The sequence below is a fragment of the Luteithermobacter gelatinilyticus genome (assembly GCF_005849285.1).
Taxonomy (GTDB): Bacteria; Pseudomonadota; Alphaproteobacteria; order Sphingomonadales; family Emcibacteraceae; genus Luteithermobacter; species Luteithermobacter gelatinilyticus.
Map to the genome: position 1 here is coordinate 2,946,125 of NZ_CP040517.1, position 16,794 is coordinate 2,962,918.

Genomic DNA, 16,794 nt, shown 5'->3' on the forward strand with positions numbered 1-16,794 from the left:
TATCCACCGAACCTTTGGTGAGGGCCTCTGGGTGGGAGCCTCTGGGTGGGGTCTTCTGAGTAGTGAGCTGCGTAATGTTCCACCCAGCCAGACACCCTGATCAATATGACTGGCATCACTTCTTGCGGAAAAGCTTCCCTTTCTTCCCAAATATGATAAACCAGATATAATAGAAACAAACGTATGATTTCTTGCCAAGGAGAGTGCCATGTCTGCTGATCTTTCATCTTCCACCCCCCCTTCTTTTGAATTTTCAGGCGATTTTTCAGGCCGGGTGGCCATTGTCACCGGTGCGGGTGGCGGGCTGGGCCGCTGTCATGCTTTGGCCTTTGCCGAACGCGGCGCGGCGGTTGTGATCAACGATCTGGGCGGCGATGTGCATGGGCAGGGCGCCTCTGAAAGCGCCGCGCAAAAAGTGGTGCGCGAGATCACCGACAAAGGCGGTAAGGCCATCGCCCATGGCGGCAACGTCACCAAATTCGCCGAGATGCAGGATATGGTGGAGGCGGCCTGTAAGGCCTTTGGCCGGGTAGACATCCTGGTCAACAATGCGGGCATCTTGCGGGACAAAACCTTCGCCAAGATGGACCTTGAGGATTTCCGGGCGGTGGTGGATGTGCATCTGATGGGCTCTGCCAATGCCACCAAGGCCGTCTTTCCCGTCATGCAGGACCAGAATTATGGCCGCATCGTCATGACCTCGTCGTCATCCGGCCTGTATGGAAATTTCGGGCAAAGCAATTATGGCGCCGCCAAGCTGGGGCTAGCCGGGTTGATGAATACGCTGAAACTGGAAGGCGCCAAATACGGCATCAAAGTCAATGCAGTGGTCCCCGTGGCCGCCACCCGCATGACGGAAAATATCATCCCGGCGGAGATGCTGGACCTGCTCAAGCCGGAACTGGTCTCGCCGGCGGTCCTGTTTCTCGCTGCCGAAGAAGCGCCGACGGGGGCGATTATATCGGCCGGGGCCGGAACATTTGCCCGCGCCGCAGTGGTGGAAACGGACGGGGTTTATCTGGGCGAACAGCCCACCCCGGAACAGATTGCGCAACATTGGGCAGAAATCTCCGATCTGGCGCGCGCCAAACCCTATGATCAGGGCAGCGCCCACACCCAGAAAGTGGTCTCCCTCGCCTTTCAGGGCAAAAATCGCTGAAGCTGCTCCAGGATAGCGGCCCGTACGCCGGCCTGATTGTATAGGGCGCCCGATATTCGGATGTCGGGCGCAGCATATGTGCGCCGGAACCGTTCGACCGTTTTTTCCGCGCAGTCCAGCAGACGGCCTGAAAACAGGAAATAGGGACACACCGCCACCTGCGAAATACCGTCCCGGACCGCTTCTTCCAGGACCTCCTCCAGACCCGGGGACTTGTCGCCACTGAAAGCCAGGCGGGTGCTCGCATAACCGAAATGGTGTTCCAGTGCGCCCAGCACGTCCTGTGCGCGTGCCGCAATGGCGGGGTTGGAAGCCCCCTTAACCAGCAGGACCAGCCGGTCGGCCTGATCCGCCGCAACGGCGACCAACGCATTCCGGGTGGCGTCGATCAGTTTTTCGCTTTTGCCGATTTCAACACCATACTGAATATGCATGGCCGGATGTTGTTGCTGGTAATGAGCCAACCGCCCGGGAATATCCTCCGCCACATGCAGGGCCGGAAACAGCATGACCGGCACGGCCAGAATCCGGTAAAGGCCCCGGTCAATCAGCCGTTCCAGACACTGTTCCAGCGACGGCTCCGCCAGTTCCAAATACCCTGCTTCCACCGGCAAATCCGGCCACTCCCCCCGTATCTGCGCCGCCAGCGCGTCAAACTCCGCCGCCGCCCGCACCGAGCGGCTGCCATGAGAAATCAAAAGAAGGCCCGTTTGTGCTGTCATTCTCCTAGGATACGCCAGTCCGCGCCTACGGTCATCTGGAATCAGAGTTTTTTGGCAGAATCAGGGTTTTTTGGGTGGTGCCTTGCGATAAGTGACGGGAGTCCTGGAAAATTTAATCGGATTGGCAACAGTGGGGATGCAGGTACCGTCCTCGCGCATAAGCTCCCTAAGCAGGCCACGATGTTTCACCTGCGGGTCCTCAAATACCTGATCCAGCCGGTTCACCGGTCCACATGGCACATTGATGTCTTCCAGCGCGGCAATCCAGTCCGCCGTGGTCTTCTCACGCAGAACCTCCCCAATCAGCGGGATCAGCAGATCACGGTGCTGGACCCGGGCGGCGTTGGTTTTAAAACGCGAATCCGCTGCCCAGTCGTCCCGGCCGATGAGCGCCGCAAAGCGGGCAAACTGTCCGTCATTGCCCACCGCCAGAATCAGATGCCCGTCTTTGGTGGCAAACGCCTCATAGGGCACGATGTTGGGATGGGCATTGCCCAAAAGCCCCGGCGGCGTGCCCCCGATCAGGTAATTCATGTTCTGGTTGGCCAGCATGGCCACCTGACAATCCAGCAGCGCCAGATCAATATGCTGTCCTTCGCCGGTGCGTTCCTTATGATTGAGCGCCGCCACAATGGCCACGCTGGCATACATGCCGGTCATCAGATCGGCAATCGCCACCCCCACCTTCTGCGGACCGCTCTCAGGACTGCCGGTAAGGCTCATCAACCCGCCCATACCCTGGATCAGAAAATCATATCCCGGCCGTGCCGCATAGGGGCCGCTCTGGCCAAAACCGGTGATGGAACAATAAATCAGTCCGGGATTAATCTGTTTCAGGCTGTCATAATCCAGACCGTATTTTTTCAAGCCGCCAACCTTAAAATTCTCCACCACAACATCGCTTTCGCGCACCAAGTCACGCACCTGCGCCTGACCCTCAGCGGTGGTGAAATCAATGGCCCGGCTGTCCTTGTTGCGATTGGCGCACAGAAAATAAGCCGCATCCCCCTGCGTGCCATCGGCGTTTTCGAGAAAAGGCGGCCCCCAGCCACGCGTATCATCGCCCCCCGGATGACGGGCCGAGGCGGGCTGTTCGATCTTGATCACTTCCGCCCCCAGATCCCCCAGCATCTGCGTCGCCCACGGCCCCGCCAGAACCCGGCTCAAATCCACAACTCGAACATGCGACAGCGGTCCATTCATCGTTCCATCCTCATTTTTCAACGCGTCTTTTTTCACCATTTCCGCCCAACAGATCCACATAAGACCCAAAAAACCGCAGGCCGGTCCGGCCTGCGGCATTGGGATTTCATTTCATCGACCTTTGGCCTCAGTCTTCGGCGCCGAATTTGATGCCCTGGGCCAGCGGCAGCTCTGTGGAATAATTCAGCGTGCTGGTCATGCGGCGCATATACCCTTTCCAGGCATCAGAGCCGCTTTCCCGGCCGCCGCCGGTTTCTTTCTCTCCGCCAAAGGCCCCGCCGATTTCCGCACCGCTGGTGCCGATATTCACATTGGCGATACCACAATCGCTGCCCACCTCGCTGGTGAACAGCTCCGCTTCGCGCACATCGCGGGTGAAGATCGCCGAACTCAGGCCCTGTGGCACCGCATTCTGCCGCGCGATGGCATCTTCCAGATCACGGTATTTGAAAATATACAGGATCGGAGCGAAAGTCTCTTCGGTCACATTGTCCACGCTGTCCGGCATTTCCACAATGGCCGGATGGACGTAATAGGCGTCGGGATACTGGTCTTCCAGCGCCCGGCCACCGCCGAACACCTCGCCGCCCTTCTCCCGGGCTTTTGCCAGCGCGTTTTGCATGGCCTCGAAGGCCGCCTTGTCAATCAGGGGTCCCACAAGTGTCTTTTCGTCCAAGGGGCTGCCGATGGAAAGACCCTCATAGGCTTGTTTCAGCCGGGGCACCATGCTGTCATAGACGCTTTCGTGCAGGAACAGACGCCGGGTCGTGGTGCAACGCTGGCCACAGGTGCCGACTGCACCGAACAGGATGCCCTGAAACGCCAGATCCAGATCCGCGTTCGGGGTTACGATCACGGCATTATTTCCCCCCAGTTCCAGAATGGACTTGCCGAAACGGGCGGCCACTTTCTGGCCCACCTCGCGGCCCATGCGGCAGCTTCCCGTCGCGCTGATCAGCGGAACGCGGGTATCCGTCACCAGTTCCTCGCCAATGTCCCGGTCCCCAATGATGATCTGGCTCAAATGCTCCGGAGCTTCGCCAAACCGGGCGCAGGCTTCCAGAAACAGCTTCTGGGTGGCCAAAGCCGTGAGTGGGGTTTTTTCTGACGGTTTCCAGATCACACTGTCCCCGCAGACCACGGCGAGCGCCGCATTCCAGGCCCAAACGGCCACGGGGAAGTTAAAGGCGCTGATGATGCCCACCGGCCCCAATGGCTGCCAGTATTCGCGCATCTTGTGACCGGGCCGTTCGGAGGCGATGGTGAGACCGTAAAGCTGGCGGCTGAGGCCCACGGCGAAATCGCAAATGTCGATCATTTCCTGTACTTCGCCGTAACCTTCCTGCAGGATCTTGCCGCATTCCAGGCTGACAAGGGCCCCAAGATCCTCTTTTTTCTCTCTCAAAAGATTGCCGAACAGGCGGACCAGTTCCCCCCGTTTCGGGGCCGGCACCGACCGCCAGGCCTTGAAGGCGTGCACGCTGTTACGGATTTTCCGATCCACATCTTCCACCGTATCCATATGCACATGGGCAATTTCGGCCCCGTCCACGGGACTGGTGACCTTGAGTTTGCCGCCTTTGACATCGGCATCGCTGAGGTTCAGACTGTCAAAAATTTTCTGTTTATCCATCATATATCCCCGTTGTAAAACGTTATGGTCAGGTTACTGAAATGCCGTCTTTGACAAGAGGCGTCATTTTGGCTGCCGGGCCTGGCGGCGAATCTCCTCCAGAGTCGCAGCGGGGGTGAGCGCCTGCGGGTCCACCCGGACCTCCAGCAGCGTGGTTTTGCCCGCTGTGAGCGCTGCCTCGAAAGCAGGTGCGAAATCCTCTGTTTTTTCCACCACCACCCCATTCAGGCCATAAGCCCGCGCAAGGGCGGCAAAATCCGGGTTGCTGAGGTCCGTGCCGATCACCCGGGCCGGATAACTGCGTTCCTGATGCATGCGGATTGTACCATACATGCCATTATTAAACAGCAGGATGATCACCGGCAAATCGTGATGGGCAGCGGTGGCCAGTTCCTGCCCCGTCATCATGAAATCCCCGTCCCCAGTAAAACAGACCACCGGCCGGTCGGGCGCCGCCACCTTCGCCGCCAGCGCCGCCGGCAGGCCATAACCCATGGCCCCACTGGTGGGAGCAAGCTGGCTTTTGAAGCGGGAATACCGGAAAAACCGGTGCAGCCAGATGGAAAAATTGCCCGCGCCATTGGTGAGAATGGCATCTCTGGGCATTTCGGCATTCAGATACTGATAAACCTGTCCCAGATCCACCCCGCCCGGCGAGGCCGGCGGCGTGCTCCAGTGGTCATAATCGCGCCGCGCCGCCTGCACTTCTTCCCGCCATAGGGGATTATCCACCGAGGGCAGATCCCTGAGGGCCCGCGCCAGTTCCGGCAGGGATCCCGAGAGGCTCAAATACGGGCAATAGACATGGCCACTTTCTTCCGGGGCCGTGTGCATCATAATCAGCTTCTGCTTTGGAAAGGGAACATCAAACAGCGTATAACCACTGCTGGTCATCTCCCCCAGACGCGGCCCGATGCTGAGCACAAGGTCGGCCTCCCTGATCCGCCTGGCCAGCTTCGGATTGATGCCGATGCCCACATCCCCGATATAATGCGGATGCGTGTTGTCAAACAGATCCTGACACCGGAAGGCGCAGGCCACAGGCAGATGATTGTTTTCCGCAAAAATCCGGATGTTCGTGACCGCTTCCGCTGTCCAACCACTGCCGCCCAGCAGCAGCAGCGGGCGTTCGGCCTGGATCAGCGCCTTCTGCACCTCAGCGAGGCTTTCAGCCGCCGGCGCAATCCGTGGCGGGCAGGCGGGGCGCAACTCCTGCGGGTTGACCGGCTCCACCAGCATATCTTCGGGCAGGGCGAGAACCACCGGGCCGGGCCGGCCGGACAGGGCCGTATGAAAGGCCCGGTTGACATATTCGGGAATCCGGCGGGCATCGCGAATCTCGGCCACCCATTTACACAGGGGCCCAAACATCTGGGTATAATCCACTTCCTGAAAGGCTTCCCGGTCCGCCTGATCGCGGGCCACCTGGCCGATAAACAGGATCATCGGCGTGGAATCCTGAAACGCCGTATGAACCCCGATGCTGGCATTGGTGGCCCCCGGGCCACGGGTCACAAAACAAATCCCCGGCTGGCCACTCAGCTTGCCATAGGCTTCCGCCATATTGGCCGCGCCGCCTTCCTGACGGCAGGTGATCAGATCCAGCCGGTCCCGCACGTCATACAACGCATCAAGCACCGACAGATAACTTTCTCCCGGCACACAAAAGGCGTGCCTCACGCCATTCACCAGAAGACATTCGACCAGAGAACGGGCCGCGGTCATCCTTTCTGTCATGCTGTCACCTTCAAATTTGGCATCTTCAAAACCGAACCTCAGCCAGCGCCTTTCCAGCACCGTAAATTCTTTGGATTAAGACGGCAATATCTACAAAAGTCAAGAAATAACGAACAAATAGTTCTTAATATGAACAATAATTAGTTATTATAGATAATTCGATACTTTCCTGCCGGTGTCCTGCTATTTCTCCGCCTATTTCCCAATACGGCGGTCGAACTTGGGCGACAGGATGATGTGAGTCTCGGTTTTAATAATACCGGGCAACAGGGCGATACTGGTCAACACATCATCCAGTTCGGCATGGGTGGTGGTGCGCACCAGGGCAATAAAATCATAGGCCCCTGCCACTGTGCTCAGACACTCCACGCTAGGCATATCATAAAGCGCCTGTTCGATTTCCGCAGTTTTTTTGGGGTCGCGGGTGATCATCACATAACAGCTGATTTTCGGGACATCCAGTTCGGGCTTCAGGGTGATGGTATAGCTGTCGATGGCCTTTTCTTCCAGTTTTTGCAGCATCATATGAATGGTGGAACGAGCCAGCCCCAGCTTGCGCCCCAGCTCCGCCGCACTCAACCGACTATTCACCTTCAACAGCTCCAAAAGCTTCTTTTCATTGTCCTGAAGATCCATATTTTGCCCTTTTGTTCAATGATTTTGAACGACCGTAACACAAAAATGACGAATGTTCATTATTTTTTGCATTCATGGCGGACCGGCGATACAAGCCCTCTCTCTGACAACCCGCCCTTCCGAGCGTAAGCAATGGCGGCACAGTCTCACCGTCATGACGAGGCGCGCCAGCATCGAAGCCATCTAGAGTGGTGAATTTGAAGTTCCTGTTATTGATTATGTCATACGACTAAGGAACTTCAAATTCAGAAACCACACTAGAGCCAAATAATTAACCAGTCTTCTTGTTGACTCTGAAATTCGAATAGCCCGCTACAAATATGATACGAATTTCAGAGTCAGAAGACTAGCCCCGCGGATCGTGGCGACGGTTTGACGGTGATTTTTCTGTCTATTCTGCATGACGACCTGACCGTTTCATGCTAAACCGCAGGCATGATGACTGTATCCAACCGGGCCGTGGAAAGTTCCCTGCATCAGCCGGGTTATGTCAAGGCGGTGCTGGGCCCGACCAATACGGGGAAAACCCATCTGGCTGTCGAACGCATGCTGGGTCATTCCACAGGAATGATCGGACTGCCGTTGCGGCTTCTGGCCCGGGAAATCTATGACCGTATCATCACCTCGCCACAGAATCCAGGCGGACGTAATACCGTGGCGCTGATTACCGGCGAGGAAAAGATCATGCCCAAAAATCCGCGCTGGTATGTGTGCACCGTGGAAAGCATGCCGATGGAAAAGGAGGTGGCGTTCCTCGCCCTCGATGAAGTGCAACTGGCCGCAGACCGGGAGCGGGGCCATGTGTTCACCGATCGGCTGCTCAGGGCGCGAGGGCGGGAGGAAACCATGTTTTTGGGCGCCGACACCATGCGTCCGCTGATTCGGCAACTTGTGCCGAATGTGGACTTTTCCACCCGCCGGCGCTTTTCAACCCTGAGCTATGTCACGCCGAAAAAACTCTCGCGTCTGCCGCGGCGCTCGGCCCTGGTCGCCTTCAGCGCCAATAATGTGTACGGTTATGCGGAAATGATCCGCCGGCAAAAAGGCGGGGCCGCCGTGGTCATGGGCGCACTCAGCCCGCGCACCCGCAATGCCCAGGTCGAATTATACCAGAACGGCGATGTGGATTATCTGGTGGCCACCGACGCCATCGGCATGGGGCTCAATATGGACATCGACCATGTCTGTTTCGCCCAGACCTGGAAATTCGACGGTCAGCGGATGCGCACGCTCACCCCGGCGGAACTGGGTCAGATCGCCGGACGCGCCGGCCGCCACATGAACAATGGCACCTTCGGCATCCTGAGCGAAGGCGCGGATTATGAACGCGGCCTGCCGGAAGAGGTGGTTCGTGCCATTGAAGATCATGACTTTGCCCCGGAAACCGTCCTGCAATGGCGCAATGCCTATCTGGATTTCAGTCACCCGGACGCCCTGATTCGTTCGCTGGAGGCCCCGCCGGAGCGGCCCGGCCTCACCCGCACCCTGGAAAAGATCGACCTGCTGGCGCTGCGCCGCCTGGTGGACAACCCCCGGATCAGACCCTTGCTCGGGGGCCCCGCAGCCCTTAAGACATTATGGGAAGTATGCCAGATTCCGGACTTCCGCAAAACCTCAGACGAGGAACATGTCAACCTCCTGGCGGAGATTTTTTGGCAGATTTCCTCGGACAACGGGGTGTTGTCCCATGATTGGGTTGCCCGCCAGATCGCTCCCCTGGATCGTACCGATGGCGGGATCGATAGCCTGTCATCGCGTATTGCGCATATCCGGACCTGGACGTATATTTCCCACCGGGCGGGATGGCTGGACAGGGCGGCACATTGGCAGGATGTGACAAGAGATATTGAAGACAGGCTGTCAGATGCGCTACATGAACGCCTGACACAACGATTCGTCGACCGGCGCACGTCGGTCTTGATGAGAGAGTTACGCCAAAAAGGAAGGTTGATGGCAACGATTGATACAGACGGCAGTGTTTTCGTGGAAGGCCATTTCATCGGAACACTGGAAGGATTCCAGTTCCGGGAGGATCCCGGAGCCTATGGAGAAGACAGCAAAACGCTGCGTCATGCAGCCGACAAGGTGCTGGCTGAAGAAATCGCCCGGCGGGCCCGGGACCTCAGTGAAGCGAGTGAGGGCGAACTCTCGCTGATTTTTGCACAAGACCTGACCCAGAGCACCATCAACTGGCGGGGCATCCCCATCGCCCGTGTGATCAAGGGGGCGGACATCCTCTCTCCGCGGACGCAGGTGATCCCCACACCGCTGCTGCAGGGTGACAGCCTGGCACTGGTTCAGGAAACGGTGAGCCGCTGGCTGAAAAATCATGTGGAAGAGATTCTGGCCCCGATCTTTGTCCTCAAAGAGGCCGTCGATGGCGGCACGGACGAAAACGGCACCCCCTTGATTGAAGGGTTGGCCCGGGGCATCGCCTTCCAGATGGTCGAAAAGCTGGGCACCATTCCGCGCCGACTGATCGCCCGAGATTTCAAACAGGTGGATCGGGAAGGCCGGTTCCAGATCAAGAAACTGGGCGTGTGGCTGGGGGCGGCGAGCCTTTATATTCCAGCCGTCCTCAAACCCGCGCCGGCGCAGCTCAGGCTGTTTCTCTGGGCGCTCTATAACGATATGTCCAACCTGCCGGAAATGCCGCCGGCGGGCCTATGTACCATCAAGATTGATGAGACAGCCCCGCGCACCTTTTACGAAGTTTCCGGCTACCGGGTGACCGGCAAGAATGCCGTGCGGCTTGATATGCTGGAGCGGCTGGCCAATGCCGCCCGGGAAATCTCCCTCAAGGGCCCCTTTCCACCCAGCCCTGATCTGATGAGTCTGGTGGGCGTCAGCGGTGAGGATTTTGAGGAAATCATGCGCTATCTGGGATATGTGCTGAAAGAATTCAGCCCACAGGAAGCGGCCGAAATCGAACAAAAACGGGGTGCCGCCGCAACAGAAACACCCCCCGCAGCCGAAACGCAGGCAAGCACAGACAACCAGACCGAAGCCCAGCCTGAGCCCAGTTCCGAGAACGGATCAGAAGACGCCCCGGTAACCGCTGCTGAGGCGCCCCCGGAAGCCCCCTCTGAAACACCCCCGGAAGCCCCCTCTGAAATGGCCGCGGAAACGAACAGCCCCCTTCCCGAGCTGGAAGAAAATGCGGCCGCCGCAACAGGCGGCGGGGAAGCGCCGGCGGCTGCTGAAGAAACGGCTGAAGAAACAACTCCGCAGGAGACGGCCGCACAAGGGACAAATCCGGAAGAAACAGACCGGAAAGAAAGTCCGGCCGAAAAGACCGCCGAACCGGAAGTTCCTGAAAAAATCATGCTGTTTGTGCATCAGCCGGATGTCGCCCGGGCCCCGTCCCGTCATAAAAGAGCGAAAAAATCTTTTGCCCGGAACGCCAAAGGCCCGTCATCCGGACCGAAGGATGCCGATCCCCGGCGTACTAAGGGAGGCAAGGGCCGCAAAGGCGGTAAACCCCGCCAGGGCGGCGCCTCCAAGCCACGGGTGATCACCGCAACCGCCCCGCGCAAGAAAAACCAGGCCATCGATCCGGATTCACCTTTTGCGGCATTGGCCGAGCTGAAAAAAAGCCTGAGCGGCAAAAAATAGGCTGGATCAAGCAAGCCGGAAGGCCAGTAATGGAAACAGCGGCATGACAGAACAGACCAAAAGCCAGCGCCTGGATGTCTGGCTCTGGCATGCCCGTTTTTTCAAAACCCGCACTCTGGCCACAAAAATCTGTCGCGGGGGTAAAGTCCGCCTCAATGGCCAGACCATCAAAAAAGCCAGCGTTATGATTGGCACAGAAGACGTGATCACCTTTCCCCAAGGCGGCGAAACGCGCATTGCCCGGGTGCGGGCGCTGGGGCTGCGGCGCGGCCCGGCAGCGGAAGCCCGCGAATTATATGAGGACCTGACCCCGCCACGCGCCCCCAAATCGGCATCCCCGAAAATCGGCCAGCGGGACAAGGGGGCCGGACGGCCGACCAAGGCGGAGCGGCGCGCGCTCGATAAATTCCGCGACAAATTCGGCAAATAACTCCCGTTAGATAGAATCCCGTCTAATCTTAAACGGCCCTTAACCCTTTTGTCCCAAAATAAGGATGGGCTCAGGGGCGCAAACCCTGTTGGGGATGTCGCCATCGCGCCAGGAGTCCGGATGATTTTGGGACAATGACGATGATACATCCCTACAAGATCTTTTTTGGCGCCCTGGCCATAACCATCGGGGTTGCCTATTGGGCCGACGGTTTCATGGCGGCTGTGGACAGACAGGGCGGTTCTTCCGGGAGCGAAAGACGTGATGAGCCCCGCGAAGACCCGCCAGCAGCACCAAGCGCTGAAGTTTTTGACGAAATTCACATTCCCCGCGGTCCTGACGGACATTACTGGGTGAAGGGCGACATCAAGGGGGTGAAAGTTTCCTTTGTGGTGGATACCGGCGCGAGCCATCTTGCCCTCACATATGAAGACGCCGAACAGATCGGTCTGTATCCTGCACATCTGGAATATAGCATATCTGTCAGTACTGCCAATGGCCCGACCCGGATGGCCCATGTCACGCTGCCCTCCGTCAGCCTGGGTGATGTGGAAGTCACTGACGTAAGCGCCACAGTAGCGCAGCAAGGACAATTACCCGTCTCACTGCTGGGCATGAGTTTTCTCAATCAGCTCAATAGTTTCGAATTCCAGGGTGAGGAGCTGGTGCTGCGCCGCTGAGGCAACATTCCTCATGCCCCCAATGGTACTGCGGGTTATTCCGCGATCCGGCGGGTTTTCCGGGCCAGGGCTTCATGATGCTTCTGCCATGAGGCGGGCTTGTCGCATCGGCGTACCTCTACCGCTGTCACCTTATATTCCGGGCAGTTGGTGGCCCAGTCGCTGAGTTCCGTGGTCACCACATTGGCCCCGGTTTCCGGCATGTGAAAAGTGGTATAGACGACCCCGGGCTGCATTCTTTCGGAAAGGACAGCACGCAACGTCGTTTCGCCCATGCGGCTTTTGAGCACCACCCGGTCCCCGTTGCGGATATTACGGTCTGCGGCATCACGCGGATGAATTTCCAGGAGGTCTTCCTCATGCCAGATATTGTTGTCCGTGCGCCGGGTCTGGGCCCCCACATTATACTGGCTTAAGATCCGGCCGGTGGTGAGAATCAGCGGAAACCTCCGGCTGGTCTTTTCGCGGGTGGGCACAAATTCGGTAATGACAAAATTGCCCTTACCGCGCACAAATCCCCCCACATGCATGATCTCCGTCCCCTCGGGCGCCGCATCATTGCACGGCCATTGCAGGCTGCCCACCTCATCAAGTTTCCGGAAACTCACCCCGGCAAATGTCGGGGTCAGCCGGGCAATCTCATCCATAATCTGGGCCGCATTGCCGTAACGCATATCATATCCCATGGCGCGGGCGAGGCGGCAGGTAATCTCCCACTCCTCCAGTCCCGTCTCCCCCGGCGGGGCATTTTTGGGGCGTATGGCCCGGCGGACGCGGTTGATGCGCCGTTCCGCATTGATGAAAGTGCCATTCTTTTCCAGAAAACTGGTCCCCGGCAGAAAAACATGGGCAAACTGCGCAGTTTCATTGAGAAACAGATCCTGCACAATCAGACAGTCGAGTTTGGTCAGTGCTTCTTCCACATGCTGAATGTTGGGATCACTCTGCGCGACATCCTCGCCCTGGATATAAAGGGCCTTGAACGCCCCGTCCACCGCCGCGTTGAACATGCCCGGAATGCGCAGGCCCGGCTCCCCGTCCAGCATCACTCCCCAGTCCGCTTCGAAAAGCGTACGGGTCGCCGCGTCATTCACTGGCCGGTAGCCTGGCAGTTCATGGGGGAAAGAGCCCATATCGCAGGAGCCTTGAACGTTATTCTGCCCCCGTAACGGATTAACGCCACAGCCCGGAAAACCGAGATTGCCAGTGGCCATGGCCAGATTCGCCATTGCCATGACCGCCGTGGATCCCTGACTGTGTTCGGTCACGCCAAGTCCGTAATAGATGGCCGCACGGCCTTCGCCATTTTTCCTGGCCGCGGCATAAAGACGTGCTGCGGCGCGTATATCTGCCGCTGAAACCCCGGTGAGTTCGGAAACGGCTTCGGGACTGTTTTCTGGCTTCAGGACAAACTCTCGCCAAGCTTTAAACGCCTCATGATCACAGCGCTGGCGCACATATTTCTCATCTACCAGATTTTCCTCAACCACCACATGGGCCAAGGCATTGAGCAAAGCCACATTGGTGCCGGGGCGCAACGGCAGGTGATAGGTTGCCTCCACATGTGGCGAGCGCACCAGATCAATGGCCCGCGGATCAATGACGATCAGTTTCGCCCCCTCGCGCAGGCGGCGTTTCATCTGGGACGCGAAAACCGGATGCGCATCGGTGGGGTTGGCGCCGATGACCATAATCACCTCGGCCTGCATCACGCTGTCGAAATGCTGGGTGCCGGCGGACGTGCCCAGAGTCTGCTTCAGCCCGTAGCCCGTCGGGCTGTGACAAACCCGCGCACAGGTATCCACATTGTTGTTGCCAAAGACGGCCCGCACCAGTTTCTGCATCACATACACTTCTTCATTGGTACAGCGCGACGAGGTGATGGCGCCGATAGACTTGCGGCCATATTTGTCCTGCACGTCCCTGAGGCGGCGGGCGGCGGTGGAAATGGCCTCGTCCCAGCCGACCTGGCGCCAGGGATCGGTGATCTTGTCACGGATCAGAGGGGTGGTGATGCGATCCTTGTGGGTGGCATATCCCCAGGCGAAACGCCCTTTGACACAGCTGTGTCCGTGATTGGCCTTACCGTCCTTCCACGGCACCATGCGGATCACCTCCTCGCCCCTCATTTCAGCCTTGAAGCCGCACCCCACGCCGCAATAGGCGCAGGTGGTCAGCACGGTATGCTCGCCCAACCCCCGCTCAATCACCGTATCTTCCATCAGCGCGGCCGTAGGGCAGACCTGAAGGCAGGCGCCGCAGGACACACATTCGCTGTCCAGAAAAGCCTGCTTCGCGCCGGCCACCACCTGGCTGTCAAATCCGCGCCCTTCAATGGTCAGCGCAAAGGTGCCCTGAATTTCGTCACAGGCCCGCACACAACGGCTGCACACAATACATTTCGACGGGTCAAAGGTGAAATAGGGGTTGCTGCTATCCCGGGGCTGATCCAGGTGGGTTCTGCCCCCCGCTTCATACCGCACATTCCGCAATCCCACGACCCCCGCCATATCCTGTAATTCACAGTCCCCGTTGGCGGAACAGGTCAGACAGTCCAGCGGATGATCCGAAATATACAGCTCCATTACCCCCCGACGCAGCCGGGCGAGACGTTCTGATTCCGTACATACCTCCATACCATCGCGCACCGGGGTGGTGCAGCTTGCCGGCGTTCCTTTTTGACCGGCAATTTCCACCAGACATAACCGGCAGGAGCCGAATTCCTTCAAACTGTCCGTAGCGCAGAGCCGGGGAATGTCAATGCCCGCCGCCGCCGCCGCCCGCATCACCGTCGTTCCCTCGGACACGGTGATTCCGACCCCGTCAATTGTCACCGTTACCTGACGAGACCCGGATCCTGCCGGCGTGCCATAATCACGTTCCTTGAGAATACTCATTCCCTCACTCCGCCACATTCTTCAGGGCCGGAAAGTCTTCCGGAAAATATTTCAGCGCCGATTTCACGGGATAGGGAATAAGCCCCCCCATGGCGCAAAGCGAGCCCTGCTCCATGACTTCACATAGATCCTTCAGCAACGCATGATTGTCTACCGGATTTTCGCCGCTGATAATCCTGTCCAGGGTTTCCGCCCCACGCACCGATCCCAGACGACAGGGGGTGCATTTCCCACAGGATTCCACTTCACAGAATTCAAAGGCAAATTTCGCCTGTTCCGCCATATCCACCGTGTCATCAAACACCACGACCCCGCCATGGCCAAGCATGGCGCCGACATGGGCCAACGTCTCATAGGCCATCGGCAGGTCCATTTGACGGGCCGGAAGATAAGCTCCCAACGGCCCGCCCAGCTGAATGGCACGTATCGGCCTTCCTGAAAACGTTCCGCCCCCGAAATCTTCCACCAGCTCGCGCAGGGTAATACCAAACGCCTTTTCCACCAGCCCGCCGCACCGGATATTGCCTGCAAGCTGGAACGGCTGGGTGCCACGGGAACGGCCCCGGCCAAAATCGGCATAAGCCTCTGCACCTTCGGCAAGAATGAACGGCACGGTGGCCAGCGTCACCACATTGTTGACCACGGTCGGCTTGCCGAACAGGCCTTCGTGCGCTGGCAGCGGCGGTTTGGCACGCACCTGTCCGCGTTTGCCTTCCAGGCTTTCGAGCATGCTGGTCTCTTCCCCGCAAATATAAGCGCCGGCCCCTTTGCGCAGCTCAATGTCAAACGCGCGACCGGAGCCTTGGATATCCGGTCCCAACCATCCCTGCGTTCGCAGGACCTCCAGCGCCTCTTCCAGGATTTCGTAACAGAGCGGATATTCACTTCTGAGATAGATAAAGCCCTTGTCCGCTCCCACCGCCAGAGCGGCAATAATCATACCTTCGATCACAGAGAAGGGATCCCCTTCCATCAAAAGCCGATCGGCAAAAGTGCCGCTGTCGCCCTCATCGGCGTTGCAGGCGATATATTTCTGATCCGCCCCAGCCTTCAGCACCGTCTCCCATTTGATGCCGGTGGGAAAGGCTGCCCCCCCACGTCCGCGCAGCCCGGACCCGATCACCTCCCGCACGATGGCCTCAGGCGACATGACAAGGGCTTTTTCCAGTCCCTCGAACCCGCCAGTGTCCCGATAGTCTTCCACATTCAGGGGTTCGATCCGGCCAATGCGAGCAAAGGTCAGCCGTTCCTGCCGCGCCAGATAGGGAATGTCCACCGTCGGCCCCAGTGACAGCTCATGTGTTCCCCCGTCCAGGAAACCGGCCTTAAAAAGTCCGGGCACATCATCCGGGTTCACCGGACCATAGGCCAGCCGCCCCCAGGGCGTTTCCACCTCAACCATGGGTTCCAGCCAGCTTAAGCCCCAGCTGCCGTTGCGCACAATATCCAGCTCGATACCGCGCCGGCGCGCCTCATCAAAGATTGCCACGGCCACCTCATCCGCCCCCAAGGACAGCGCCGTGGTTTCCAGCGGGATATAAATCCGGGCCAGGCGATCGTTATGGGTATAAAGGTCGCTCATGAGGGCCTCCCCCGAACAAGACGACTGAACCTTTCCGCCGTCATCCGGCCATAGACCCGATCGTCAATCATGACACTGGGCGGAGTGGCGCAGTTGCCCAGACAATAGACCGCTTCCAGGGTCACCGCCCCGTCGCAGGTGGTTTCGCCAAAATCAACCCCCAAGAAATCCTTGACCGCAGCCGTGAGTTTTCGTGACCCCATCGCCTGGCAAGCTTCGGCCTGGCAGAGTTTCACGACCTTGTGTCCGGCCGGGCGGTCGCGGAAATCGTGGTAAAAACTCACCACCCCATAAACTTCCGCCCGGGACAGGTTAAAAGCCTTGGCCAGCGTCTCATAAGCGGCCTCATCAATATACCCGAATTCCGCCTGCAAGGCGTGTAGCGCTTCGATCAGGCCACCTTTCACCCCACAATGTCCGGAGATGATCTGATCCGCCCGACCCGGGTCCCAGTCGGGTCCCGGGTTCCGTTCTGTTGCCACCCCATATTCTCCTTTTCT

12 protein-coding genes are annotated in these 16,794 nt (G+C 58.5%); 4 read left to right on the forward strand and 8 right to left on the reverse strand.

Going from position 1 to position 16,794, the window contains the following annotated elements:
• The first annotated feature begins 208 nt into the window (after window positions 1-208).
• Entirely contained in the window at window positions 209-1,159 is a 951-nt protein-coding gene (locus FE788_RS13255; protein ID WP_138381091.1) for an SDR family NAD(P)-dependent oxidoreductase, read from the forward strand.
• Here FE788_RS13255 and FE788_RS13260 read toward each other — a convergent pair.
• The 5 genes from FE788_RS13260 to FE788_RS13280 form a co-directional block, all read right to left on the reverse strand.
• Complete coding sequence (locus tag FE788_RS13260; RefSeq protein WP_138381092.1) at window positions 1,141-1,881, reverse strand: sirohydrochlorin chelatase; 741 nt, start codon at window positions 1,879-1,881, stop codon at window positions 1,141-1,143. The two genes, FE788_RS13255 and FE788_RS13260, sit on opposite strands and share 19 nt — an antisense overlap.
• A 60-nt stretch (window positions 1,882-1,941) precedes the next feature.
• On the reverse strand, window positions 1,942-3,084 hold the full coding sequence (locus FE788_RS13265) for a CoA transferase (protein WP_138381413.1): 1,143 nt from the start codon (window positions 3,082-3,084) through the stop codon (window positions 1,942-1,944).
• A gap of 127 nt (window positions 3,085-3,211) precedes the next feature.
• On the reverse strand, window positions 3,212-4,720 hold the full coding sequence (amaB, locus tag FE788_RS13270) for an L-piperidine-6-carboxylate dehydrogenase (RefSeq protein ID WP_210414001.1): 1,509 nt from the start codon (window positions 4,718-4,720) through the stop codon (window positions 3,212-3,214).
• A 60-nt stretch (window positions 4,721-4,780) separates the two neighbouring features.
• On the reverse strand, window positions 4,781-6,454 hold the full coding sequence (locus tag FE788_RS13275; RefSeq protein WP_138381093.1) for a thiamine pyrophosphate-binding protein: 1,674 nt from the start codon (window positions 6,452-6,454) through the stop codon (window positions 4,781-4,783).
• A 195-nt stretch (window positions 6,455-6,649) separates the two neighbouring features.
• On the reverse strand, window positions 6,650-7,090 hold the full coding sequence (locus FE788_RS13280) for an Lrp/AsnC family transcriptional regulator (RefSeq protein ID WP_138381094.1): 441 nt from the start codon (window positions 7,088-7,090) through the stop codon (window positions 6,650-6,652).
• Between the two features lie 435 nt (window positions 7,091-7,525).
• Between FE788_RS13280 and FE788_RS13285 the strand changes: the two genes are divergently transcribed.
• The 3 genes from FE788_RS13285 to FE788_RS13295 all read left to right on the forward strand — a co-directional run bounded on the left by FE788_RS13285 (window position 7,526) and on the right by FE788_RS13295 (window position 11,815).
• Window positions 7,526-10,705 (forward strand): helicase-related protein, encoded by a 3,180-nt coding sequence (locus FE788_RS13285; RefSeq protein WP_210414003.1) that lies wholly within the window; start codon window positions 7,526-7,528, stop codon window positions 10,703-10,705.
• Between the two features lie 43 nt (window positions 10,706-10,748).
• Window positions 10,749-11,135 (forward strand): RNA-binding S4 domain-containing protein, encoded by a 387-nt coding sequence (locus tag FE788_RS13290; RefSeq protein WP_138381095.1) that lies wholly within the window; start codon window positions 10,749-10,751, stop codon window positions 11,133-11,135.
• Window positions 11,136-11,269: 134 nt separating this feature from the next.
• Complete coding sequence (locus tag FE788_RS13295; protein ID WP_138381096.1) at window positions 11,270-11,815, forward strand: retropepsin-like aspartic protease family protein; 546 nt, start codon at window positions 11,270-11,272, stop codon at window positions 11,813-11,815.
• Between the two features lie 35 nt (window positions 11,816-11,850).
• On the opposite strand, the gene fdhF is transcribed toward FE788_RS13295, so the two are convergent.
• Genes fdhF through FE788_RS13310 form a run of 3 tightly spaced genes read right to left on the reverse strand, consistent with a single transcriptional unit; the run spans window position 11,851 to window position 16,776 of the window.
• A complete protein-coding gene (fdhF, locus tag FE788_RS13300; protein ID WP_138381097.1) occupies window positions 11,851-14,712 on the reverse strand; it encodes a formate dehydrogenase subunit alpha in 2,862 nt (953 codons plus the stop codon).
• Between the two features lie 4 nt (window positions 14,713-14,716).
• Complete coding sequence (locus FE788_RS13305) at window positions 14,717-16,294, reverse strand: formate dehydrogenase beta subunit (RefSeq protein WP_138381098.1); 1,578 nt, start codon at window positions 16,292-16,294, stop codon at window positions 14,717-14,719.
• Entirely contained in the window at window positions 16,291-16,776 is a 486-nt protein-coding gene (locus FE788_RS13310; RefSeq protein WP_138381099.1) for a formate dehydrogenase subunit gamma, read from the reverse strand. Before FE788_RS13310 ends, FE788_RS13305 begins: the two co-directional genes overlap by 4 nt.
• Window positions 16,777-16,794: the final 18 nt, after the last annotated feature.

What these genes read in the sequence shown, in the direction of transcription:
- fdhF (WP_138381097.1), bottom strand. Translation starts at nt 14,712, where the DNA reads ATGAGTATTCTCAAGGAACGTGATTATGGCACGCCGGCAGGATCCGGG.
- FE788_RS13275 (WP_138381093.1), bottom strand. Translation starts at nt 6,454, where the DNA reads ATGACAGAAAGGATGACCGCGGCCCGTTCTCTGGTCGAATGTCTTCTG.
- FE788_RS13255 (WP_138381091.1), top strand. Translation starts at nt 209, where the DNA reads ATGTCTGCTGATCTTTCATCTTCCACCCCCCCTTCTTTTGAATTTTCA.
- FE788_RS13260 (WP_138381092.1), bottom strand. Translation starts at nt 1,881, where the DNA reads ATGACAGCACAAACGGGCCTTCTTTTGATTTCTCATGGCAGCCGCTCG.
- FE788_RS13295 (WP_138381096.1), top strand. Translation starts at nt 11,270, where the DNA reads ATGACGATGATACATCCCTACAAGATCTTTTTTGGCGCCCTGGCCATA.
- FE788_RS13305 (WP_138381098.1), bottom strand. Translation starts at nt 16,294, where the DNA reads ATGAGCGACCTTTATACCCATAACGATCGCCTGGCCCGGATTTATATC.
- FE788_RS13280 (WP_138381094.1), bottom strand. Translation starts at nt 7,090, where the DNA reads ATGGATCTTCAGGACAATGAAAAGAAGCTTTTGGAGCTGTTGAAGGTG.
- FE788_RS13285 (WP_210414003.1), top strand. Translation starts at nt 7,526, where the DNA reads ATGATGACTGTATCCAACCGGGCCGTGGAAAGTTCCCTGCATCAGCCG.
- FE788_RS13290 (WP_138381095.1), top strand. Translation starts at nt 10,749, where the DNA reads ATGACAGAACAGACCAAAAGCCAGCGCCTGGATGTCTGGCTCTGGCAT.
- FE788_RS13265 (WP_138381413.1), bottom strand. Translation starts at nt 3,084, where the DNA reads ATGAATGGACCGCTGTCGCATGTTCGAGTTGTGGATTTGAGCCGGGTT.
- amaB (WP_210414001.1), bottom strand. Translation starts at nt 4,720, where the DNA reads ATGATGGATAAACAGAAAATTTTTGACAGTCTGAACCTCAGCGATGCC.